Source organism: Actinoallomurus oryzae, assembly GCF_039541955.1.
GTDB classification, from domain to species: Bacteria; Actinomycetota; Actinomycetes; order Streptosporangiales; family Streptosporangiaceae; genus Actinoallomurus; species Actinoallomurus oryzae.
In genome coordinates this window covers 133,749-156,165 of record NZ_BAABHF010000039.1, presented here as the reverse complement: position 1 = coordinate 156,165, position 22,417 = coordinate 133,749, and the positions used below count along the sequence as shown (strand labels likewise).

Annotated in this window: 20 protein-coding genes; 8 read left to right on the top strand and 12 right to left on the bottom strand. The window is 71.6% G+C overall.

Annotation, left to right across the window (positions count from 1 at the left end; genetic code table 11):
• Positions 1 to 79 precede the first annotated feature (79 nt).
• On the bottom strand, positions 80 to 967 hold the full coding sequence (locus ABEA10_RS31925; RefSeq protein ID WP_345470244.1) for a sigma-70 family RNA polymerase sigma factor: 888 nt from the start codon (positions 965 to 967) through the stop codon (positions 80 to 82).
• Between the two features lie 113 nt (positions 968 to 1,080).
• Here ABEA10_RS31925 and ABEA10_RS31920 point away from each other — a divergent pair, with 113 nt between their 5' ends.
• Entirely contained in the window at positions 1,081 to 1,788 is a 708-nt protein-coding gene (locus tag ABEA10_RS31920; protein ID WP_345470243.1) for an FMN-dependent NADH-azoreductase, read from the top strand.
• Here ABEA10_RS31920 and ABEA10_RS31915 read toward each other — a convergent pair whose 3' ends face one another.
• Complete coding sequence (locus ABEA10_RS31915) at positions 1,789 to 1,968, bottom strand: hypothetical protein (protein WP_329247822.1); 180 nt, start codon at positions 1,966 to 1,968, stop codon at positions 1,789 to 1,791.
• Positions 1,969 to 2,050: 82 nt separating this feature from the next.
• Between ABEA10_RS31915 and ABEA10_RS31910 the strand changes: the two genes are divergently transcribed.
• A complete protein-coding gene (locus ABEA10_RS31910; RefSeq protein WP_345470239.1) occupies positions 2,051 to 2,506 on the top strand; it encodes a MarR family winged helix-turn-helix transcriptional regulator in 456 nt (151 codons plus the stop codon).
• Between the two features lie 78 nt (positions 2,507 to 2,584).
• Here the strand turns inward: ABEA10_RS31910 and ABEA10_RS31905 are convergent, their stop codons facing one another.
• Together ABEA10_RS31905 and ABEA10_RS31900 are read right to left on the bottom strand one after the other, a co-directional pair.
• Positions 2,585 to 4,180 carry an ABC transporter permease gene (locus ABEA10_RS31905; RefSeq protein WP_345470237.1) on the bottom strand — a complete coding sequence of 532 codons (1,596 nt, stop codon included), beginning with the start codon at positions 4,178 to 4,180 and terminating at the stop codon, positions 2,585 to 2,587.
• The gene (locus ABEA10_RS31900) at positions 4,177 to 5,094 is read right to left on the bottom strand and encodes an ABC transporter ATP-binding protein (RefSeq protein WP_345470235.1); all 918 of its coding nucleotides are present in this window, start codon (positions 5,092 to 5,094) and stop codon (positions 4,177 to 4,179) included. Before ABEA10_RS31900 ends, ABEA10_RS31905 begins: the two co-directional genes overlap by 4 nt.
• A gap of 84 nt (positions 5,095 to 5,178) precedes the next feature.
• On the opposite strand from ABEA10_RS31900, the gene ABEA10_RS31895 reads away from it, so the two are divergent.
• Positions 5,179 to 5,664, top strand: coding sequence for a GbsR/MarR family transcriptional regulator (locus tag ABEA10_RS31895; protein WP_345470233.1), 486 nt, complete (start codon positions 5,179 to 5,181; stop codon positions 5,662 to 5,664).
• A gap of 94 nt (positions 5,665 to 5,758) precedes the next feature.
• Here the strand turns inward: ABEA10_RS31895 and ABEA10_RS31890 are convergent, their stop codons facing one another.
• The 5 genes from ABEA10_RS31890 to ABEA10_RS31870 form a co-directional block, all read right to left on the bottom strand.
• Positions 5,759 to 6,688 (bottom strand): C40 family peptidase, encoded by a 930-nt coding sequence (locus ABEA10_RS31890; RefSeq protein ID WP_345470231.1) that lies wholly within the window; start codon positions 6,686 to 6,688, stop codon positions 5,759 to 5,761.
• A gap of 292 nt (positions 6,689 to 6,980) precedes the next feature.
• Positions 6,981 to 8,711, bottom strand: coding sequence for a SpoIIE family protein phosphatase (locus tag ABEA10_RS31885; RefSeq protein WP_345470229.1), 1,731 nt, complete (start codon positions 8,709 to 8,711; stop codon positions 6,981 to 6,983).
• Positions 8,712 to 8,912: 201 nt separating this feature from the next.
• Entirely contained in the window at positions 8,913 to 9,539 is a 627-nt protein-coding gene (locus ABEA10_RS31880) for a GOLPH3/VPS74 family protein (RefSeq protein WP_345470228.1), read from the bottom strand.
• A 65-nt stretch (positions 9,540 to 9,604) separates the two neighbouring features.
• Positions 9,605 to 9,793, bottom strand: a complete 189-nt coding sequence (locus ABEA10_RS31875; RefSeq protein ID WP_329262038.1) for a type II toxin-antitoxin system antitoxin — start codon at positions 9,791 to 9,793, stop codon at positions 9,605 to 9,607.
• A gap of 71 nt (positions 9,794 to 9,864) precedes the next feature.
• Positions 9,865 to 10,758: an SPFH domain-containing protein gene (locus tag ABEA10_RS31870; protein ID WP_345470227.1), complete on the bottom strand. Its 894-nt coding sequence runs from the start codon at positions 10,756 to 10,758 to the stop codon at positions 9,865 to 9,867.
• Positions 10,759 to 10,890: 132 nt separating this feature from the next.
• On the opposite strand from ABEA10_RS31870, the gene ABEA10_RS31865 reads away from it, so the two are divergent.
• Entirely contained in the window at positions 10,891 to 11,349 is a 459-nt protein-coding gene (locus ABEA10_RS31865) for a hypothetical protein (RefSeq protein ID WP_345470225.1), read from the top strand.
• Positions 11,346 to 11,648: a transcriptional regulator gene (locus ABEA10_RS31860; RefSeq protein WP_329247857.1), complete on the top strand. Its 303-nt coding sequence runs from the start codon at positions 11,346 to 11,348 to the stop codon at positions 11,646 to 11,648. Before ABEA10_RS31865 ends, ABEA10_RS31860 begins: the two co-directional genes overlap by 4 nt.
• Before the next feature lie 13 nt (positions 11,649 to 11,661).
• On the opposite strand, the gene ABEA10_RS31855 is transcribed toward ABEA10_RS31860, so the two are convergent.
• Positions 11,662 to 14,799: a S41 family peptidase gene (locus ABEA10_RS31855; protein ID WP_345470221.1), complete on the bottom strand. Its 3,138-nt coding sequence runs from the start codon at positions 14,797 to 14,799 to the stop codon at positions 11,662 to 11,664.
• 175 nt (positions 14,800 to 14,974) lie between these two features.
• Here ABEA10_RS31855 and ABEA10_RS31850 point away from each other — a divergent pair, with 175 nt between their 5' ends.
• Positions 14,975 to 17,521 carry a DEAD/DEAH box helicase gene (locus tag ABEA10_RS31850; protein ID WP_345470219.1) on the top strand — a complete coding sequence of 849 codons (2,547 nt, stop codon included), beginning with the start codon at positions 14,975 to 14,977 and terminating at the stop codon, positions 17,519 to 17,521.
• A 94-nt stretch (positions 17,522 to 17,615) separates the two neighbouring features.
• Here the strand turns inward: ABEA10_RS31850 and ABEA10_RS31845 are convergent, their stop codons facing one another.
• Positions 17,616 to 18,782 (bottom strand): methyltransferase domain-containing protein, encoded by a 1,167-nt coding sequence (locus ABEA10_RS31845; RefSeq protein ID WP_345470218.1) that lies wholly within the window; start codon positions 18,780 to 18,782, stop codon positions 17,616 to 17,618.
• Positions 18,783 to 18,784: 2 nt separating this feature from the next.
• Entirely contained in the window at positions 18,785 to 18,943 is a 159-nt protein-coding gene (locus tag ABEA10_RS31840) for a hypothetical protein (RefSeq protein WP_345470216.1), read from the bottom strand.
• A gap of 262 nt (positions 18,944 to 19,205) precedes the next feature.
• Here ABEA10_RS31840 and ABEA10_RS31835 point away from each other — a divergent pair, with 262 nt between their 5' ends.
• Both ABEA10_RS31835 and ABEA10_RS31830 read left to right on the top strand, forming a co-directional pair.
• Complete coding sequence (locus tag ABEA10_RS31835; RefSeq protein WP_345470215.1) at positions 19,206 to 22,133, top strand: AfsR/SARP family transcriptional regulator; 2,928 nt, start codon at positions 19,206 to 19,208, stop codon at positions 22,131 to 22,133.
• A gap of 62 nt (positions 22,134 to 22,195) precedes the next feature.
• Complete coding sequence (locus tag ABEA10_RS31830; RefSeq protein WP_345470213.1) at positions 22,196 to 22,327, top strand: hypothetical protein; 132 nt, start codon at positions 22,196 to 22,198, stop codon at positions 22,325 to 22,327.
• Positions 22,328 to 22,417 lie beyond the last annotated feature (90 nt).

Below are 22,417 nucleotides of genomic sequence, written 5' to 3'. Positions count from 1 at the left end.
GCGTAAGTGCTGCGCATACGTACCGTTGCGCCCTGCCCTGCGTTTTGATATTGATCGACAATCGAATCGTCACCGTCCGCTATCGACTGTTCTCGATGTCGCGTCCGGGCGGCGAGGCGATCCGCAGCCCACGCAGCCGCGCCGGGTCGCCGATGACGTCGACGAAGGTCACGCGGTCGCCGTCGACCTTCGGCCGCAGGACGAGCAGCAGCCGGCCGCGCGGGGCGACGACGAGGCCGATCTCGCCGTCCACCAGCGCCAGGGCGGCGACGCGTGCCCGGGCCGTGTTGGTGAGCGTCTCCTCGGCGATCCGCCGTGCTCCCCGTACCTCGGCCTCGCCGCCCGGCGCCACGCGGTCCGTCCGCCGTACGACGTCGGGGGCCAGCACCGCGAGAAGGGCCTCCAGGTCACCCGCGCGGGAGGCGGCGAGGAAGGCGCCCACGACCTCGCGTTGCCGCATGAGGTCGGCGGGAGGGACGGCGGGAGCGCCGCGCACCCGCCCGCGGGCGCGGCTCGCCAGCTTCTTGGCCGCCACCGGCGACCGCTCCAGGATGGCGGCGACGTCGGTGAACGGCACGGCGAACAGGTCGTGGAGGACGAACGCGACCCGTTCGGCGGGTCCGAGCGTGTCGAGCACGACGAGGAGGGCGAGCCCGACCGACTCGGCCAGCACCGCCTCCTCCTCCGGGCCGGCGCCGGACGCGGTCGCCGCGAGCGGCTCGGCCGTGAACTCCTCGCCCCGGCGCCGCCGCGCCCGGAGCATGTCGAGGCAGATCCGGCCGATGATCGTGGTCAGCCATCCCGTCACGTTGGCGATCTCGCCGATGTCCGTACGGGAGGCCCGCAGCCACGTCTCCTGAACCGCGTCGTCGGCCTCGTCGAGCGAGCCGAGCATGCGGTACGCGACCGCCCGCAGATGGCCGCGATCGGCGTCGAACCGCTCCGCCAGCCGTACTTCGGTCTCCATGGGTCACCTTTCCGCGTCGGGCGTCGTCATAGCGGTGACTGGAGAGGAGAAACACTGATGATCCGCTGTGAGAACGTCGCGGCGCGGCGCAGCCCATCCTACGGGGGACCCCGATGAGCGAGCGAAGCGCGCGAATCAAGAACGTGAGCGGCCTGCTGCACCTGGACTCCAGCCACTCCGGCGACTCGGTGAGCAGGCGGCTGAGCTCGCTGTTCGCGCGGACCTGGCAGGAGCGGCACGACGGGGCCGAGTACCGGTACCGCGACCTGGCCGCCGATCCCGTGCCGCTGATCACCCCGGCCTACTGCGCTCTGGGCCGGCGGGTGGAACGGCACGGCTACGTCTCCCCTGCGAAGGTCCCGTCGCTGGTGGAGAGCGCGGCCGAGGAACGCGAGTGGGCGCTGACCCTGCCGCTGGTCGAGGAACTGCTGGCGGCGGACACCGTGCTGGTCGGCGGCCCGATGTACAACTTCTCGGTGTCGGCCTCGCTCAAGGCGTGGATCGACCGCGTGACCTTTCCGGGAGCGTACGCCGACCCGGACAGCGGGGAGAGCCTGCTGCGCGGCACGAGGGTCGTCGTGGTGACCGCGCGGGGCGGGGCGTACGGGCCGGGCACGCCGCGCGAGGGGTTCGACTTCCAGGAGCCCTACCTGCGGACCTACTTCACCAACCTCGGTGTGGCCGAGAAGGACCTGGCGCTCGTGCACGCCGAGATGACGCTGGCCGGGCTCGTGCCGGACCTGGCCCACCTCCAGCCGGTGGCGGACCGCTCGCTGGCGGCGGCACGAGCGGCGGTCACCGAGCTGGCGGAGCGGGCGTGATCAGTGCATCCCCATCGCCATCATCACGATGAGGCCCCCGATGTGGATCACGAAGATGAAAATGATCAGCGTCACGAACAGGAACTTCGCCGGACCGTGTTCGAAGACGCGGCCCTCCTTGAGCGGGCCCTGAGCAGCCTGCCGCGCGGCGATCCGCTCCTCGAATGACCTGCGAGCCATGGGCCCTCCGAGCCAATTTTGTACCCTAACGATTTGTGCACCAACTATAGTAGGGAGCATTCCGCCGTACCCGGAGGCCTCCGTGAGTGACGTTCGCGACATCGATGACCCGCTCGCGCTCGAACGCCAGGTCTGCTTCGCGCTCGCGGTGGCGTCGCGCAACGTCATCGCGGTCTACCGGCCGCTGCTGGAGCCGATGGGGCTGACCCACCCGCAGTACCTGGTGATGCTCGCGCTGTGGGAGCGGTCACCGCTGTCGGTCAAGGAGCTCAGCGGGCTGCTCCAGCTCGATCCGGGCACACTGTCTCCGCTGCTCAAGCGGCTGGAGGCCAGCGGATACGTCCGGCGCGGGCGCGACAGCGGCGACGAGCGCGTGCTGGCCGTCACGCTGACCGACGCGGGCCGCGCGCTGCGCGCGGAGGCGGAGAAGATCCCGCCGACCATCGTGCAGCGGCTCGGCATGGAGATCACCGAGCTGGAGCACCTGCGTGGCGTCCTGACCCGGCTCATCGCCGCCGCGAAGAACGCCGTACGCTGACCGGCCGGCCGCGCGCCCGGACCAGCGCCGTACGCCGGTGGGCCGGCCGCACCCGCGACCGGCCCACCGGCGGCACCCTCAGCTCAGGTCGCGGCGCCGGAAGGCGGCCAGGCCGGCCGCGGTCAGCAGCCCCGCGACCGCGATCAGCCACACGACCGGCATCGTCCGCATCGGCGCGCCCGGCAGCTTGGGCACGTGGGTGAACGGCGACAGGTCCATCTCCCACTGCTTGAGCTCCAGCAACGGGCCGAGCTCGCCCAGCAGCAAGAACACCCCGAGCAGGCCCCAGGCCGCCACGGCGAGGCGCGGCGCGAAGCCGAACAGCGCCACCGTGATCCCGGCGATGACCCAGACCGCCGGCAGCTGCACGATCGCGCTCCAGAAGATCCGCGGGAACTGGTCGCCCAGGTCGTGGCTGCGCAGCCCGTGGACCAGACCCACCATGACGCCTTCCAGGGCCATGAGGACCGCGGGCCCGACGACGGCGAACAGCACGTGGCCCAGCGCCCAGCCGACCCGGCCGACCTTCGTCGCCAGGATGGGCTCGGCGAGTCGGCCGGTCTCCTCCGAGCGCAGGCGGAGCACGGCCTGCACCGCGTACGCCGAGGCCAGCAGCGCCATGAGGCTCATCGCCGCGTTCGTGAAGGCGTCGACCATCCCCTGCCCGCCACCGAGCTTCTCGAGCACGTCGCGGCCGTTGCTGCCGCCGATCATGTCCTCGACGTTCTCGGTGACACCGCCGATCGCCGCGCCGTACACGGCGAAACCGGCGGCCCAGGCGAACAGGGAGCCGCGCTGCAGCCGCCAGGAGAGCCCGAGCGGGCCGCCCAGGCCGGCGCCCGCCTCGGCCGGCCCGAGCCGGTCGGGCAGCAGCCCGGCGCCGATGTCACGCCGGCCCACCAGCGCGAACGCCACCGCGACGCAGACGGCGGAGAACGCCACCGGAAGGACGATCACCCACCAGTCGTCTCCCGCGTACGGCCGCAGGTGGGACATCCAGCCGAACGGCGAGAGCCACAGCAGCCAGGTCGGGCCGTCGTGGCCGCCCACGTCGCCGCCCGCGCGGATCAGGTAGCACAGCCCCAGGAACGCGATGGCCAGCCCGCTCGCCGTACGGGACGTCGTGGTGAGCTGCGCGGTGACGGCCGCGACGGCCGCGAACACCAGGCCGATCGTGAACCAGCCGAGCGCGAACGCGATCGACCCGGCGGTGGGCAGGCCCAGCGCGACAAGGCCGATGCTCACGAGCACCGCGAGCACCAGCTCGGTCGTCACGACCGTGATGAGTCCCGCGGTGAGCGCGGCGTAGCGTCCGATGACGCCGGCACTCACGAGTTCGAGGCGGCCCGACTCCTCGTCGCCGCGCGTGTGCCGCACGGTGAGGAAGAGGCTGACCACGCCGACGAGGGCGGCGGCGATCCCGCCGACCTTCCACAGGCTCACCGAGCCGATCGACGCGTCCTGCACCGGGCCGTACAGCGCCAGCATCGAGGGGTTCTTGTTCACCGACGCGGCGAAGTCGGCGCGCTTGGCCAGCGTGCTGAAGGCCGCCCGGCTGGTGTAGGCCGTGCCGATCGCGGTGATGCCCAGGAGGTAGATCCAGAAGGGCACCACGACGCGGTCGCGGCGGAACGCCAGCCGGGTGAGCAGGCCGGTGCCCGCGAGCGCGTTCATTTGGCCGCCACCGATTCGTCTGCCGCGACCGATTCGTCCTCGTAGTGGCGGAGGAACAGCTCCTCCAGCGTCGGCGGCCGGCTGATCAGGCTCCGCACGCCCGCCTCGGTCAGCCGCGCGAGCACGCCGTCCAGCTGCGAGGTGTCGACCTCCAGGCTCACGCGCCTGCCCTCGATCTTGGCGTTGTGGACGCCGGGCAGGTCGGCCAGGCCGTCCGGCGGGGTGGCCAGCTCGACCGAGATCGAGGTGCGCGTGAGGTGGCGCAGGTCGGCCAGGGAGCCGGACTCGACCGTACGGCCCTTGCGGATGATGCTGACCCGGTCGCAGAGCGCCTCGACCTCGGACAGGATGTGGCTCGACAGCAGGACGGTACGGCCGCTGTTCCGCTCCTCCTGCACGCACCGCTGAAAGACCTCTTCCATCAGCGGGTCCAGCCCGGAGGTCGGCTCGTCGAGGATGAGGAGCTCGGCGTCGGAGGCGAGCGCCGCGACGAGCGCGACCTTCTGGCGGTTGCCCTTGGAGTACGCCCGGCCCTTCTTGCGCGGGTCGAGCTCGAACCGCTCCAGCAGCTCGGCCTTCCTCTTGGCGTCCTGCCCGCCCCGCAGCCGCCCGAGCAGGTCGATGACCTCGCCGCCCGACAGGTTCGGCCACAGGGTGACGTCACCGGGGACGTACGCGATGCGGCGGTGCAGCGTGGCGACGTCGCGCCAGGGGTCGCCGCCGAGCAGGCTCACCTCGCCGGCGTCGGCCTTCAGCAGGCCCAGCAGCACGCGGATGGTGGTCGACTTGCCCGCGCCGTTCGGGCCCAGGAAGCCGTGCACCTCGCCCGTCTGGACGGAGAGGTCCAGCCCGTCCAGCGCACGGGTCCGGCCGAAGTTCTTCACCAGGCCGGATACGGATATGGCGTCTGTCATGTTGCTGAAGGTACACTAGTTTCACAACTTCGTGAAGATAGTAAAACTGTATAAGATAGTTGCGTCTACTAAAGGAGTTGGGGTGTGGCAGAGCGGGATCCCGAGGCGGTACGGCAGTTCGTAGAGCGGTTCGCGTCCGCCCTGGTCGACGCCGGGTTCCAGCGCATGCCCGCACGCGTCTTCGCCGTGCTGCACGGCACCGATTCCGGCCGGCTCACGGCCGCCGAGATCGCCGAGCAGTTGCAGGTCAGCCCCGCGGCCGTGTCCGGCGCGGTGCGGTTCCTCATCCAGTTCAACATGATCCGGCGCGAACGCGAGCCGGGGTCACGGCGTGACGTCTTCGTGGTCGAGAACGACTCCTGGTACGAGGCGATCGTCAACCGCGACGAGATCCTCCGCCGCTGGAGCAGCAGCGCCCGCGAGGGCATCGAGGTCCTCGGCGCCGACACTCCGGCCGGCCGGCGGATGGCCACCTCTCTGGCGTTCTTCGAGTTCATCACCGAAGAGCTGGAGGACCTCATCGACAAGTGGCAGAAGGCCAAGGCCGAACGACTCCCCGCCGACGGCTGACCTCCCCACGGCCTGACCCGCCCGAGGCCGACCCACCCGGGACCGGCCCGCATGAGGCCGGTCCGCAGGGGCCGGCGTGATCCGCGTGATGGGTTCAGCAGTTCGGGATGACGGCGCCGTTCACGTCCTTGGCCTCGTCGTTGCCCCAGCGGGCGAGGTAGTAGGCCGAGACGTACGCGCCGCGCCCGCTCTTGCCGGGGAACGCGCGGTCCAGGTCGGTCCGCAGCCACCAGTGGTTGTACTGCCGGTCGTTCCCGACCCGCGCGCCCCGGACCTTGCAGTAGACGTAGTTGCGGCCCTTGTTCAGCACGCCCCGTGGCTCGGCAGTGTTGGGCCCGGCGTAGCCGGTCGCCGCCGCGAACGTCTCCACCCAGTGGCGGCCCGCGGCCGGAGGTGGCGTTCCGCCGCCCCCGCCGATCCGCACGGCGCCGGCGTAGTCACCGCCCACCCGGACCGGAGCCGTACGGACGTGGGTGCCCGACTCGTAGGCCTCCACCATCTGCCCGGCGCCGAGGTAGATCGCGACGTGGTGGATGTGCCCCCGGCCCCAGAACATCAGGTCACCCGGCAGCAGCGGCCCGGTCCCCTGTCCCGGCGAGAACCGCGCGACCGCACGCGACGTGTGGAACTGGGCGTCGGCGACGCCGTTCAGGATGTCGCCGCCGGTCGCCCGGTAGTAGGCGTAGCGCACCAGGCCGGAGCAGTCGAAGCCCCGGCGCCGCCCGTCCTGCCTGCTGTCGGGGTCGTGGCCGTCGTAGTGGCCGAAGGTCGGGCCGGGCACGCTGCCGTGGCCGCCGCCCCAGGAGTACCAGACCCCGATCTGGCCGCAGGCGGCGGCGACGGCGCGCTGCGCCACCGCGGAGGCACCCGGCGCGAGCACCCGGCACGCCGACGCGGCTACGGGAGCGGCCGGCGCGGCTGCCGGAGCGGCCGACCTGGCTACCGGAGCGGCCGATGCGGGCGGCCCGATCGCCGCCACTGCGGCACTGATCCCGGCGGAGACGATGACAAGACGTACGAACACGAAATCCCCCGAATGGTCGCGTGAAATGACCGGGGAGCGACGGACGCTCCCGGCGCCGATCGGAGCGCGGAACCGTTCCCGCGATCTTCGACACCGAGACGTCACCGTAAGTGAACAACCGCAGGCCCAAGCGCCGCCACGCCCGCACCACGACGATCTCGCCGAGCCGGACTGTCGCCAGCTCACGGGCTGTGAGGGTCTCCCTCACCATGCGGCGGAGCGCCGGGGTCACCGGGCGGCGGGGTGACCCGGATGGTCCTGGCCTCGGCACCGGCCGGGATCCGGGCGTGGATCAGCGGGCCGTCCCGACGGTGGTGCGAGCGAGCAGCAGGGCGATGTCATCCCGAGCGCCGGCTCCGAGGCCGGCCAGGACGCTGTCGCACAGCTGGTCCAGTGATCGTGCGGAGCCGGCGGTCAGGGTGCGGGCCAGGTCGGACATGCCGGTGCCGATGTCCTGGCCGGGGTGTTCGACGAGCCCGTCGGTGTAAAGGGCCAGCACACTGTCTTCGGGGAGTTCGGTGTCGGTGGCCGGGTAGCGGCTTTTACCGACGCCGAGCATCATCCCGCCCGGTACATCGATGAATTCCACGCTGCCGCCGGGGTGGCGGAGTGCGGGCGGGAGGTGCCCGGCGCTGGTGAAGCGACAACGCCGGGATTCGCTGTCGTACAGGGCGTACAGACAGGTGGCGCCGATCTCGTCGTCGTAGTCGGCAGCCACGCCGCTGAGTTGCCGCATGATTTCCTCCGGTGGGCACCCGAGGCGGGCCAGGGCCGCGGTGGTGGTGCGGAGCTGACCCATGAGCGCTGCGGCGTGGATGCTGTGGCCGGTGACGTCACCGACGACCAGCGCGACCTGCCCCGTGTCCAGTGGGATGACGTCGAACCAGTCGCCGCCCACCTCCGCGGTCTGGGTGGCGGGCTCGTAGCGGTGGGCGATCCGCAGCCCGGGCACCTGCGGGATGTGCTGGGGCAGCAGGCTGCGCTGCAGGGTGACCGCCGTGTTGTGCTCGCGGGTGTACAGGCGGGCGTTGTCGATGCACACCGCGGCGCGTGAGGCCAGGTCGCTGACCAGCCGCAGATCGGCCTCGCCGTACGGCTCTGGGTGTTCGGCCCGGAAGAACGAGGCCACCCCCAAGGTGACGCCCCGGGCGACCAGCGGCACCACCATCAACGTGTGCACCCCCCGGGCGAGGAAGGCTTCCACCGCGGCGGGCGAGTCGGAGAAACGCCCGCGCATCTCGGCAGGGTCCCGCACCAGGAGGGACGTTCCCCGCAGGAGCGCCACGGCGAGTGGACTTGTGACCGGCACGGTGACCAGATCGCCCATCTCGTACCTGGCCTTGGCGCTCGCAACGGAGTCGCGCGCAGCCACCCGGCGAAACTGCAGGGCGTCCGAGTTGGTGCGGGGAAGATTCTCCCCCTCCAAAACCTGGTCGAGCAGGTCGATGGAGATACGGTCGGCGAGTTCGGGCACGGCCAGGTCGGCGAGTTCCCGGGCCGTGTGGTGAATATCGAGCGTGGCCCCGATCTGGCTGCCGGCCCGCTCGAGCAGGTCGAGCCGGGCATGCGTCCGCGTGATCGACTGGGCATGGTTGGTGAAGTCAAGGAAGCAGAGCAGCGCCCCGAGCACCCGGCCGTTCTCTGTCACCCGGTACCCCGACCAGGAGAGGATTCGGCGCTTGCCTGCCCTGGTCCACTCCACATGCATGTTGATCACGGGAACGCCTCTGTCTATCACCTGCTCGCCGAGAGTGCGCTCGTCCCAGGCCGTACCGTCCGAGGTCCGCCAGTGTATTGGTCGAGCGGTTGCCCAGTACCTGATCGACAGGTCCTCGACCTCCGAAGGCCGGCGGCCGATGATCGCCTCGTCCGGGAGGCCGATCAGCTGGCGGAACGCCGCATTGGTGCGCCTGGCGCGCAGTTCGCGGTCGAGGAAGATCATGCCGACCGGTGACTGGTCGAACAGCACGTCCAGCTCGGGGTTGGTACGAGAAGAAGATTCAAGCAGCGACGGCTCAGTCACCCTCCGTGCCGAATCATGATCTTTTCCCATGCCTGGTTCCGATCTGCCCACCGACGCCCCCCTCGGCCGGACATGCAGTAATCAATGCCGAAAATCGGGATTGACCTGCGAGTTTATCTCCGGACGCGGATGACGGTCCTCGGTCTTGCGCGGGTGCCGGCGCACTGCGGCGGCTGGCACCGTCCCGAGTCGTCCCCTCGGTCAGCCTCCCGCGCTTGCGGTGGCGGCGCGTTTCGTCCGTATCGCCTTGCGCAGGGCGTCGGCGACCGGGCCGGTGTAGACCGCCAGCTCGTCCAGCTTTCGGCTGTACTCGCGGCGCTCACGGCGGGACACCACCGTCCTGACCTCGCCGCGCGCGGCGAGTGCGAGCACCGCGGCGGTGCGCGGGTCGGTGCGGGCGGACGACCGGCGGAGGGCGGCGCGGACGGTCTCCGCGTACTGCTTGACCGCCCGCCGGTCGCGCGGCTCCACCCGGTCGGGCAGGAGCGCCCGGTGCTCGATCTTGAGGTGGCGGTCGGCCTCCAGCTGCTCACGTACGGCGCGGACCGTGGCGCGCTCCTGCCGGCCGATCCAGCGGTGCCATGCCCGCGGCCGGTGGGCGGCGATCTGGTCAGCCAGGTCGTCGAGCACGGGATCGCCGGTGGGTCGGGCGCGCGCGGCGGCCTCGGCCCGGCCGTCGGTGTCGGTCACCCGCTCGGTCAGGTACAGCTCGGCGAGGGCGGCGGCACGCAGCACCAGCCCGAGCTGGGAACGCGAGGTGAGCCGGTTCTTGTCGGTGTCGAAGGCCAGCAGGTACATCAGCGCGGGCAGTGACTCGGGAAGGCTCACGAGTCCTCCTTCGTCGGAGAGTGATCCTGGGGGCACTGTGCCGTTGATTCGGCCACTCCGCTCACTCATGGGCCGGACTCCTCCTTCGGCGGTCGGCCCGGCCGGCGCATGCGGCCGGCGTTGCCGGGCATCCGGCCCGCGTCGCTGAGGGCGCGCCGGAGCAGAAACTCGATCTGGGCGTTGGTGCTGCGCAGCTCGTCCGAGGCCCAGCGCGCGAGCGCGTCGTGGACGGCGGGGTCGAGGCGGAGCAGCACCTTCTTGCGCTCGCCTCGCCCCGCCGGCCGCGCGTCGTCGCCGCCGGCGTCGGGACGCGGCTCGCGATCCGTCACTGGTAAAGGGATCCGGTGTTGACGACGGGCTGGGCGTCACGGTCGCCGCAGAGCACGACGAGCAGGTTGCTGACCATGGTGGCCCGCCGCTCCTCGTCCAGGTCGACCACGTCACTGTCGGCGAGCCGGGTGAGAGCCGACTCGACCATGCCGACGGCGCCGTCGACGATCCGCTGGCGGGCGGCGATGACCGCTCCGGCCTGCTGGCGGCGCAACATCGCCTGCGCGATCTCCGGCGCGTACGACAGGCGGGTGATGCGGGACTCGATGACCCGTACGCCGGCCGACGCGACACGCTCGGAGATCTCACTCGACAGCTTGCCGGTGATCTCGTCGGCGTTCTCCCGCAGGGAGAGCCGTTCGTCGCCGTGGGCGTCGTAGGGGTAGCTGCCCGCGATGTGCCGTACGGCGGTCTCGGTCTGGATGGCGACGAACTCGACGAAGTCGTCCACCTCGAACACCGCCTTGGCCGTGTCCTCCACCTGCCAGACGACGACCGCGGCCATCTCGATCGGGTTGCCGTCGGCGTCGTTGACCTTGGCGACGTCGGTCTCGTGGTTGCGGATCCGGGTGGAGATCCGCCGCCGGGTGGTCAGCGGGTTCACCCACCGCAGCCCGTCCGTACGGATCGTGCCGGCGTACCGCCCGAGCAGCTGCACCACGCGCGCCTGCCCCGGCGCGACGGCGGTCAGTCCGGGCAGGGCCAGCACGGCGAGGACGACGATCACGACCCCGATGCCGGCGACCACGTCCGCACCCGAGTTCGCCCCCGTGGCGATGAGCACGAACCCGACGATCAGGGCGACGACGACCCCGCCCAGCACCGGCCACCCCGACAGCCCCCGTACGTCACGCTCGGCGACGTGCGCCCTCGGCATCTCCACATTCATGACCCTCATCCTCTCCGGAAGCTCAGGCAAGAATCTAGCATAGTGATATCACTTTTCCTAGAGCCGCCGCCCGGCGCACGAAACGGAAGGCATCTTGTTGCCGATTGGCAACAAGATGCTAGAGTGCAACTCATGAGCGACCATCCCCTGAGTCCGCAGGACACGCTGCGCGCCGCCGAGTCGGCGCACGCCGCCGCGGCGGCCTCGTCCGCGCCCCGCTGGTATCCCGCGACCAGCCTCGCCCTGTTCACCGGCGCCGTCGCGGTGGCCGGCGTCGCGGCCTTCACCGACGGCGCCTTCCGCCGGATCGGCAGCGTCACCGGGATCGGGCTGTTCGCCGTGTGGGTGGTGGTGTCGCTGGCGGTCTGGCGGGTCTGGCGGCGGCGTGGTGTGATCCCCCGCGACGCCGCGTCGCCGGGCCTTCTCGCCTCGCTACCCCGGGTCCGGAGGATCGTCACGGTGCCGTTGCTCGTGCTGGCCGTCGTCGCCCTGGTCCTCGGTCTCGCGGGCCACGACTGGGCGCTCGGTGCCGCATCGCTGTTCAGTGCCCTGTCCGTGCTGTTGTGCGGTTTCCGCAGGGCACCGCGGTGAGCGGGTTCGACGAACTGCTCGCGACGCTGCCCCGCCTGAAGGTGGCCGCGTTCCTGTCCGGCTGCGAGCAGGCCGACTTCACCACCGTCGCGGAGGCCTGCGAGCTGAGCAGACCGACGCTGTCCAAGACCGTGGTCACCCTGGAGGAGGCCGGATACGTACGGGTCCGCAAGGGACACGTGGGCCGGCGCCCACGCACCTGGCTGAGCCTGACCGAGGAGGGCACGGCGGCGTTCGACGGGCACATGTCCGCCGTCCGCCTGCTCGCCGAACACGCCGCGCAGGATCTGCCCGGCTGAAACGAAGATGCCGTCAGGGACGAGGCGGTGGCGTGGCGGCCGGGCGGTCGGCGAGGCGCAGGAGCGCGATCCGTACGGCGGTCTCCAACTGCGGGTCGCGGCCCGCCGCCCAGCCGTCCGGTCCCATCTCCACCTCGACGTCCGGGGCGACACCCCGGTTCTCCAGGTCCCAGCCGTGGCCGTTGAACCAGGTCGCGTAGCGGGGCACCGTGATGACGGTGCCCTCCACCAGGCGGTGCCGGTGGATGCCGATGACGCCGCCCCAGGTCCGGGTGCCGACCACGGTGCCCAGCCCGAGCTCGCGCACGGCGGCGGTCAGGATGTCCCCGTCCGAGCCGGTGTGCTCGTCGGCGAGGAAGACGACCGGTCCGCGGGGAGCGTCGGCCGGGTAGCTCATCGGGCCGCGGTGCCGGCCGACATCCCAGCCGACCACGCGCCGGGCCAGCTTCTCCACCACGAGTTCGGAGACGATGCCCCCGGAGTTGCCGCGCACGTCGACGAGGAGCCCTTCCTCGGCCATCTCCCGTCGCAGGTCGCGGTGGAACTGCGCCCAGCCACTCGCCTGCATGTCGGGGATGTGGAGGTAGCCGAGCCGTCCCCCGCTCAGCACGCGCACCCGGTCCCGCTGCTCGGCCACCCAGGTCTGGTAACGCAGCCGCTGGTCGTCCCACAGGGGACGCACGACCACCCGCCGCGCCTGGCCACCCGAACTCGGAACGACGGTCAGCTCGGTGAGCTTGTCCGCCGAACCCAGAAGCAACGGGCCGGGTCCGGTGAGGTCGTCCACCGGCCGCCCGTCCACGGCGACCACCGCGTCGCCGAGCCCGATACGCGTACCCGGGGCGGCCAGGGGTGACCGGGCTCCCGGATCAGACGTCTCGGTGGGCAGGACACGGGTCACCCGCCAGAGCCGGTCGTCGTCGCGTTCGAGGTCGGCTCCGAGCAACCCCAGGTACGGGCCGTTCGAATGGCCTCCACCTCCCACGTACGCGTGCGAGGTGCCCAGCTCACCGAAGACCTCCCGCAGCAGGTCGGCGAAGTCGTCCGCGCTCGCGATCCGATCCAGCAGCGGACGGTACCGGTCCAGCACCGCGTCCCAGTCGACGCCGCCCAGGCCGGGGGTCCAGAAGTAGTCGCGGATGACCTGACCGGCCTCGATGTACGCCTGCCGCCACTCGGCGTCCGGGTCGGCGGTGATCCGCAGGCGGGACAGGTCGATCTCGGCCTCGTCGGCGCTGCCGTCGTCCGAGCCGTCCGTCGCCAGCACCTTCAGATCGCCGTCCGAGACGATCACCATGCGCTTGCCGTCGCCGCTCACGTCCAGCTGGTCGACCCCGGTCGTGATCTGCTCGCAGGTGCGTTTGGCCAGGTCATAGCGCTCAAGTGTGTTCTTCGGCGCGTCTCCGTCGTGGCCGAGCGTGCCGGTGAGCGGGGTCCGCAGCCACACGAGGCCGCCTTTGACCGGCAGCAGGCAGGAGTACCGCGCGTCAGGCACCGGGAAGGGCACGACGCGCGAGGCGATGCCGTCGAGCGCGACCGAGGCGGAGTCCCGCTCGTCCTCCTTCTTGTCGTCGTCGCCGTCCGCCGAGGGCGCGCGGCCCTCCGGCGTCGGTTCGAACGGTGAGGGCGTGGCCGCGTCCAGTGGCACGAGATAGGGCCGGCACCCGAAGGGGAACGACAGGTCGAAGAAGTGGGAGTCGAAGACGGGGTCGAACCCCCGCCACGACAGGAACACCAGGTAGGAGCCGTCGTCGCTGAACACCGGCTCGCCGTCGTCGAACCTGCCGTCCGTGACGTCGGTGACCGTACGGTCGGCCATGCGGGCGAGGCGGATCCGCGACAGCTGTTCCGGGCCCGGGTGGGTCCAGGTGAGCCACGCCGAGTCGGGCGAGAAGGACAGGTCGGCGGCCGGACCGTACTCGCCGGCCGCCAGTTCGGTGACCTCTCCCGTCGCGATCTCGACCAGCAGCAGCCGTCCGTCGTGGGCGGCCACCGCGACCGTCTTCCCGTCCGGCGCCGCGGCGAGTTCCTCGACCCGCCCGAGGCGCCCGGCGGCGAAACGGCGTCGCGTGGGCGGCTGCTCGGCTCCGGTCGCGGCCGAGACCTCCAGGCCGTCGCCGTCGCCCACGTCGGTGACCCACACGACCTGACCGGTGTCGCCGAGCGTCCGGGGCAGCCGGGCACGCTGCCCGGGCGTCGCCGCGAGGGCGCGGGCGGGCCCGTCGCGGTGGGTGAGCCAGTAGACGCCGCCGCGTACCTCGACCGCACTGGCCCGGCCGGTGTGGTCGCAGGACAGATCCGTGACCCGTGGGGCGGCCGGGCGGCGGCGCCGCCCCGTACGCGGACCGGCGAGGCGTACGTCGAGGCGGACGGGTTCCGCGTCGAGGCCGTCCACCAGCCACAGGTCACCGGCGGCCTGGTAGACCACCCGATCGCCGTCGCCGGCGGCGTGGCGCGCGTAGAAGTCCGGGTCCGCGGAGTGCCGCCGCAGGTCCGTGCCGTCGGGCGCGGCGGAGTAGAGACGGCCGGTCCCCTCGTGGTCGGACAGGAACGCCAGCCGTCCGGCGAACCAGACCGGGCAGTCGAGGTTTCCGTCGAGGTCGGCAAGGACGCGCCGGAACCCCTCGCCCTCCCGTACCCACAGCCGCCCGGTCGCTCCGCCCCGGTAGCGCTTCCACGCGGCCGGTTCCTGTCCGGCGACGGTGACCAGGGCCACGGCCCCGCCGGGCGCGACGTCGGCGCCGCCCACCGGCCCCCAGCCCATCGGCTCGGCGGGCTCGCCGTCCACCGGCACCGCGTACGCGTGGGTGCGGTGGTAGAAGGGCTGCCGCCAGGAGGTCACCGCGAGGATCCGCCCGTCGGGGGTCCAGCCGCACACCCGAGTGCCGGGGGCGCCCCAGTAGGTGCGCCGGCGGCTCTCGCCTCCTTCGGCCGGGGCGACGTGGACCTCCGAATCGCCGTCACGCCTGCTCGTCCAGGCCACCCACTTCCCGTCGGGCGAGAACCGCGGGTGGGAGACCGGGACCCCGTCGGCGGACAGGCGCCAGGCGCGCCCACCGGACAGCGGAGCGATCCAGACGTCGTCCTCGGCCACGAAGGTCAGCAGATCGCCACGGACGTGGGGATAACGCAGATATCCAGACGCTGTCACGGGCGTCGATGTTAAAGGGTGCCGCGCGGTGCCGTATCGGTGTCCGCGGCAGGCGTACGCGGCTCGCCGCCGCCCGTGGACGCCATGGGCTCGCCGGAGGGGTTCGATTCCATCCTCACCCGTGCCGGGGTCCTTCGCCCGCCGTCGGGTCCGGGCACTCCGCACGAGGGGCAAGATGGAAGACGTGCGCCTCATCGACCGCCTGCCCGCCGCCCCCGACCCCGACGCCGTCTTCGACGCCTTCAACGCGTGGGTCGGCGAGCGTGGCATCACGCTGTACCCGGCGCAGGAGGAGGCGCTCATCGAGGTCGTCTCCGGCTCGAACGTCATCCTCAACACCCCGACCGGCTCCGGCAAGAGCCTGGTCGCGGCGGGCGCGCACTTCGCGGCGCTGGCCCGCGACCAGGTCACCTTCTACACCGCGCCGATCAAGGCGCTGGTCTCGGAGAAGTTCTTCGACCTGATCGCCATGTTCGGCAGCGAGAACGTCGGCATGATGACCGGCGACGCGAGCGTCAACGCCGACGCCCCGATCATCTGCTGCACCGCCGAGGTGCTGGCGAGCATCGCGCTGCGCGACGGCGCCGACGCCGACATCGGCCAGGTCGTGATGGATGAGTTCCACTTCTACGCAGAACCGGACCGCGGCTGGGCGTGGCAGATCCCGCTGCTCGAGCTCCCGCAGGCCCAGTTCCTGCTGATGTCGGCGACGCTGGGCGACGTCTCGCGCTTCGAGGAGGACCTGACCCGCCGTACGGGACGGCCGACCGCCGTGGTCACCTCGGTGACGCGGCCGGTGCCGCTCAAGTACGAATACCGGGTCACGCCGCTGCACGAGACGATCGAGGAGCTGCTGGAGGACCAGAAGGCCCCCATCTACATCGTCCACTTCACCCAGGCCGCGGCGGCCGAGCGCGCCCAGGCGCTGACCAGCATCAACGTCTGCTCACGCGCGGAGAAGGACGAGATCGCGGCGCTGATCGGCAACTTCCGGTTCACCACGAAGTTCGGTCAGACGCTGTCCCGGCTCGTACGCCACGGCATCGGCATCCACCACGCCGGGATGCTGCCGAAGTACCGCCGCCTGGTCGAACGCCTCGCCCAGGCCGGGCTGCTCAAGGTCATCTGCGGCACCGACACGCTCGGCGTGGGCGTCAACGTTCCCATCCGTACGGTGCTGTTCACGGCGCTGAGCAAGTACGACGGCAGCCGGGTGCGCCGCCTGCGGGCGCGGGAGTTCCACCAGATCGCCGGGCGGGCCGGGCGGGCCGGGTTCGACGTCGTCGGGTTCGTCGTCGTGCAGGCGCCCGAGCACGTCGTGGAGAACGAGAAGGCCCTCGCGAAGGCGGGCGACGACCCGAAGAAGCGGCGCAAGGTCGTGCGCAAGAAGGCGCCCGAAGGGTTCGTGAGCTGGGATGAAGAGGTGTTCAACAAGCTCATCGCCGCCGAGCCGGAGCCGCTGCAGTCGCGCTTCCAGGTCAGCCACGCGATGCTGCTCAGCGTCATCGGCCGGCCCGGCAACGCCTTCCAGGCGATGAAGAAGCTGCTCACCGACAACCACGAGGACCGCGCCCGGCAGCGCAAGCACATCTCCCAGGCGATCGCGATCTACCGCAGCCTGCTGGCCGGCGGGGTCGTGGAGCAGCTGGAGGAGCCCGACGCCGAGGGCCGGTACGCCCGCCTGACCGTCGACCTGCAGGAGGACTTCGCGCTCAACCAGCCGCTGTCGACGTTCGCGCTGGCGGCGTTCGAGCTGCTCGACCCGGCGTCGCCGTCGTACGCGCTGGACGTGCTGTCGGTGATCGAGTCGATCCTGGAGAACCCGCGCCAGATCCTCGCCGCCCAGGAGAACAAGGCCAAGGCGGAGGCGGTCGCGCAGATGAAGGCCGACGGCGTGGAGTACGAGGAGCGGATGGAGCTCCTCCAGGACATCACCTATCCCAAGCCGCTGGAGGACACGCTCTACGGCGCGTACGACGTCTACCGCCGCGGGCACCCCTGGGTGGCCGACCACCCGCTCCAGCCCAAGTCGGTCGTACGCGACATGTACGAGCAGGCGATGACCTTCACCGAGTACGTCGCCAACTACCAGCTCGCCCGCGCCGAGGGCATCGTGCTGCGCTACCTCGCGAGCGCGTACAAGGCGCTCCAGCAGACCGTGCCCGACTCGGTGAAGACCGAGGACCTGCACGACCTCATCGAGTGGCTCGGCGAGCTGGTCCGCCAGGTCGACTCCAGCCTCCTGGATGAGTGGGAGCAGCTCCAGAACCCCTCGGCGGAGCCGTCCCAGGAGCGGATCGAGGAGACGCCCAACGTCGTCACCGCGAACGAGCGCGCGTTCCGCGTGCTGGTCCGCAACGCGATGTTCCGCCGGGTCGAGCTCGCCGCGCTGGAGCGCTACGACGACCTGGGCGAGCTGGACGCCGCGGACGGCTGGGACGCCGACCGCTGGGCCGACGCGCTGGACGCCTACTTCGAGGAGCACGAGGAGATCCAGACCGGCCCCGACGCCCGCGGCCCGAAGCTGCTGCAGATCGAGCAGGAGGCTTCGGGGGCGGCGGGGCGTAGCCAAGGGGGTGAAACACAGCTCTGGCGGGTGCGCCAGGTCTTCGACGACCCGGCGGGCCACCGCGACTGGGGCATCAGCGCCGAGGTCGACCTGCGCGCCTCCGACGAGGAGGGCCGCGCCGTCATCCACGTCACCGCGGTCGACCGCCTCTGACGGTATGCGCCTGGTGGGTGAACGGCAGATCACATGCGCGACGAGACGCCATCCGGCTGACGGAGGCGTCGAGACGAGATGTGAGAACCTACATTCACCGCGCCAGCACATTGCGCGGCGAGTCCAGCCACACCACCTGGCCGTCCGGTGAGATCGTCAGCCCGAACCTGTCACGTTCCGGCCGCCCCCAGCCGTTCCAGCGCCAGTAGGCGGCCTCGACCTCATCCCACAGACGCCGGCCTCCATACTGCTGCACGACGAACTCGGCCCGCCCGGGAACGTAGTCCACAGACGCCCACGACCCCCGCTTCGTCTCCCTCTCGAGCACCCAGAACGTCGCCTCGCCCGTGTCGCCGTCCTCGTCGAAGTACAGGCGAGTCTGCACGCCGGGCACCTGCGCGGCGACAGCGAGATCGGCCGCGTCCGAGTCCGCGACCAGCCGCCGCGGATCCAGTCTCGTTACCGTCTCGTCCGGTGTGCCGTGAACGAAGTCGAACGCCGCCCCGAGCACCGGCCGTTGCGCGCGCATGAGCATGTAGCCGGCGCGGCCGGGGAACCCGCCCACCGCCGTCCCGTCCGGCATCACGTGCAGCCGTGTCTGCCATCCGTACCCATAACCCGGGGACCACGGCAACACGATGATCCCGCCCGGACGGGTCTGTCGCACCCAGGAGTATGGGATGTCCGCGACCGCACACGCCACGTGCACCCGATCGAACGGTGCCGCCTCCGGAAACCCGACCGCGCCATCACCGACGACCAGCCGCGGTTCGAACCCCGCTGCGGCGAGATTCTTCGCCGCTTGCTCCGACAAGCCCGGGTCGATCTCGACACTGGTGACGTTCACATCGCCGACCCGCCACGACAGCAGTCCCGCCGTCCACCCGGTGCCCGTACCGACTTCCAGCACCCGGTCGTGGTCTTCCAGCCGGAGCTCCTCAAGGAACACGCATACGACACCGGGTGCCGAACAGGACGACGACGCGAGCCCCTCTCCGGTCGTGACATCGCCGACGCCGTCATTCATCTGGGTGATCAGAGAGGCGTCCGAGTAGACCGCACTCCACCAGCGGTCCTCCCCCGTAGCCCGGTTGACCGGGTAGCCGTCCGCAGGGCCGTCAGGGTTCACCCACGCGACCGGTGGTGCGAACAGGTGCCGCGGAACAGCGTGCAGTGCCCGCCGCCACACAGGATCGTTCAACTCGCCCTGCGCCGCGAGCCGGGCGGCGAGACGGTCCGCCAGCACGTCCGGATCGGTCACGGTTACTTGCGGCCGTCGCTGGAGTTGCCATTCGTCTTGTTGTCACCCGACCCGCGAGATCCGCCCTGCGGCTTCGCCCCGTCCGTTGGGGTCTTGTTGTCGCTGTTACCGCCGCCGTGGTCGCCCATGGTGCCCTCCATGACCATTTCGGTGAACACCACGGTAGCGGCACAGGAAGATCGTCGGCTGTATCCGCGCGGTCACGTCGAAGTGACGGCACCTACTCACGTGGCGTCGCGAGAAGGCACGATCCTTGTCGCGGGACAACGGGTGGCGAGGACTCGTCGCCCGGCGACGGCGGGTGGTGGGGGGCGGCTCGTGAAGACGGGCACCGAATGTCGTGGATCTCACGGATGGCGCTCGATCCGTAAATCCTTATTCTCGGGAAATAATCTTATTTCGGCTTCCCCCTGAGGAACGGGTATGCACGGGCTTCGCTTCGCGGTTCTTGGCCCGGTCCGCGCATGGCGTGACGACACCGAACTCGATCTCGGTACGCCCCAGCAGCGGGCCGTGCTGGCCGTGCTCCTGCTGCGGCGTGGCCGTACCGCGACCGCCGAGGAGCTGGTCGACGCGTTGTGGGGCGAGGAGCCGCCGGTACGCGCGATGACCGCCCTGCGCACGTACGCCTCGCGACTGCGGGCCGTGCTGGAACCCGAGCGCGCGGCGCGGCAGAAGGCGACCGTGATGGTCTCGGAGGCCGGCGGGTACGCGTTGCGGGTGCCGCGGGCCGCGCTCGACCTCAGCGTGTTCGAGGACGGGCTGGCCGCCGCCGACGAGGCGCGGCGCGCGGGTGACCTCGCCGGGGCCGCCGCCGCTCTGCGCTCGGCGCTGGAGGTCTGGGACGGCGAGCCGCTGTGCGGCATCCACGGCGACTGGGCCGAGGCGCAGCGCGTGCACCTGGAGGAGCAGCGGCTCACCGCGCTGGAGACCCGGTACGCCATCGACCTGGAGAGTGGCCGCGCCGCGGAGTCGGTGGCCGACCTGACCGAGCTGACCAACGCCCACCCGCTGCGCGAGCGGCTGCGCGGGCTGCTCATGCTCGCGCTGTACCGGTGCGGGCGGCAGGCCGAGGCGCTCGCGGTGTACGCCGACACGCGCCGGGTGCTCGTCGAGGAGCTGGGCATCGACCCCGGACCCGAGCTGGCCGAGCTGCACGCGAAGGTCCTCGCCGGCGACGCCTCCCTGGCCGGCAGGCCGCCCGAGCCCGTACGCCCGGCGGAGCCCGCGCGTCCGCTGCCGGTGCCCGCGCAGCTTCCGGCGGACGTCGCCGACTTCACCGGACGCTCGGCCATCGTGGCCGAGCTGACCGGCATGCTCGCCGAGGCGGACCGTACCGCGATGCCGGTCGTGGCGGTGGCCGGCATCGGCGGGATCGGCAAGACGACCCTCGCCGTCCACCTCGGGCACGCGGTACGGCCGCACTACCCCGACGGCCAGCTGTTCGCCGAGCTGCGCGGAGCGGGACCCGACCCGGCCGGGCCCGAGGCGGTGCTCGGCGCGTTCCTGCGCGCGCTCGGCACCCCCGACAAGGACGTGCCCACCGGGCTGGAGGAGCGGGCGGCGCTCCTGCGCAGCCGCCTGGCCGACCGGCGGATGCTCGTGGTGCTGGACGACGCACGCGACGTCGACCAGGTACGCCCGCTGCTGCCCGGCTCGGCGGGCTGTGCGGTGATCGTGACCAGCCGGTCGCGGCTCGCCGGCGTGCCCGCCGCCCGCACGGTCGACCTGGACGGCCTGGTCACCGACGAGGCCATCACGCTGTTCGGCCGCATCGCCGGTGAGCAGCGGGTCGAGGACGAGCGGGAGATCGCGGCCGAGGTCGCGGCGGCCTGCGGACACCTTCCCCTCGCCGTACGCATCGTGGGCTCGCGGCTGGCGTCGCGGCGGAGCTGGTCGATGGCGACGATCGCCGAACGCCTCACGGACGAAAAGCGGCGGCTCGACGAGATGCGGGTCGGCAACCACACCGTCTCGGCGACGTTCGAACTCGGCTACGGCCAGCTGTACGACGAGCAGGCGCGGGCGTTCCGGCTGCTGGCCCTGCCGGACGTCCACGACGTACCCCTGCACGCGGCGGCGGCCGTCCTCGGCCTGCCCGCGCCGGCCACCGAGGACCTGCTGGAGTCGCTGGTCGACACGAGCCTGCTGGAGACCCCCGCGCCGGGCCGCTACCGCTACCACGACCTGCTGCGGCTCTTCGCCCGTCGCCAGGCCGAGAAGTACGACTCGGAGGTCGCGCGGGCCCAGGTGCCGCACCGGATGCTCGACTTCTACTTCGCCTCCGCCCGCAACGCCTACCTGGCCGCCGAGTCCGCCGACGGCGGCCGGCTGAGCACCCCGGAGGCCCGCGGTATCGAGTTCGCCACGGCCGAGGAGGCGCTGGCCTGGCTCGGCGGCGAGACCGCGAACCTCTGCGCGGTGATCGCCGAGTCCACCCGCGGCGGCGCCCCCGACCTGGCGGTCGCCGCCGACCTGCTGCTCAGCCTCGAACCGCTCATCATGTCCGGCACCCACCTGTGGGAGTTCGAGCAGACGGCGCGGCTCGTGGTCACCGCCGCGCTGGAGAAGAACGACGCTCGCACCCGCGGCCGGGCCGGCTACCTGCTCGGCCTCATCCTCCACGTCGCGTTCCGGCTGGACGAGGCCGAGGCCAGCCTCCGTACGACGGTCGAGCTGGCCGAGGCCTCCGGCGACGACCACGTACGCGCCGAGGCCCTCAACGGCGTGGGCGTCGTCACGTTCGAGCACCGGCGGTACGAGGACGCGTTCGCGTTCTTCGAGCGCGCGGCCGGCGTCTTCGCCGAGCTGGGCTCCCCCGAGGGCGAGGCCAACTGCCTCAGCAACATGGCGCGTGCCGCCGCCGAGCTGCACCGCGACAAGGAGGCACTCGACGCGGCGGAGCGGAGCCTGGAGCTGTTCCGCGCGCAGGGCAGCGCGATGGGCGCGGCCAAGGCGATGCAGTACCTGGGGACGATCCTCGACGGCATGGGGCGGCCCGACGACGCGATCCCGTACTACCTCGACTGCCTGGCCGTCTTCCGCTCCACCGGGCAGCGCCTGCGCGAGCACCACACGCTCTACCGGCTGGCCGAGAGCCACCTGCGGGCCGGCCGCCCCGCCGAGGCGGTCGCCCACGCCGAGGAGGCCCTCGCGATCGCCCGCGAGATCGGCCAGCGGTTCGGCGAGGGACGTGCTCTCGACGTCCTCGGCCGGGCGCTCACCGCCGACGGCCGCCCGGACGACGGGCGTGCCTGCTGGGAGCAGGCGCTCGCCGTGCTGCAGGCCCTGGGAGCCCCGGCCGCCGAAGACGTACGCGCCCTGCTCGACCGCGTGCCCGCGCCACGTTGATCAGATGTTGATCCGGCGTCACTAGGCTCCCCGCCATCACTCGCGAAGAAAGGCGCGGAACGATGGCCGACCAGCCCGAGACCACCGACGAGACGACACCGACGAACGACGACAAGGACGACCTCGTCCGCCCGGACGGCATGAACCCGCACATCGTCCCCGAGAAGGCCGACGAGGACGAGAGCGGCGAGTAACCGGAACGCCGCGAAGCGGACGTGTCCCCCGAACAGCCCACGTGCGGGAGGACACGTCCGTTCCTCACCCGGGCGACATCTGTGCAAAAG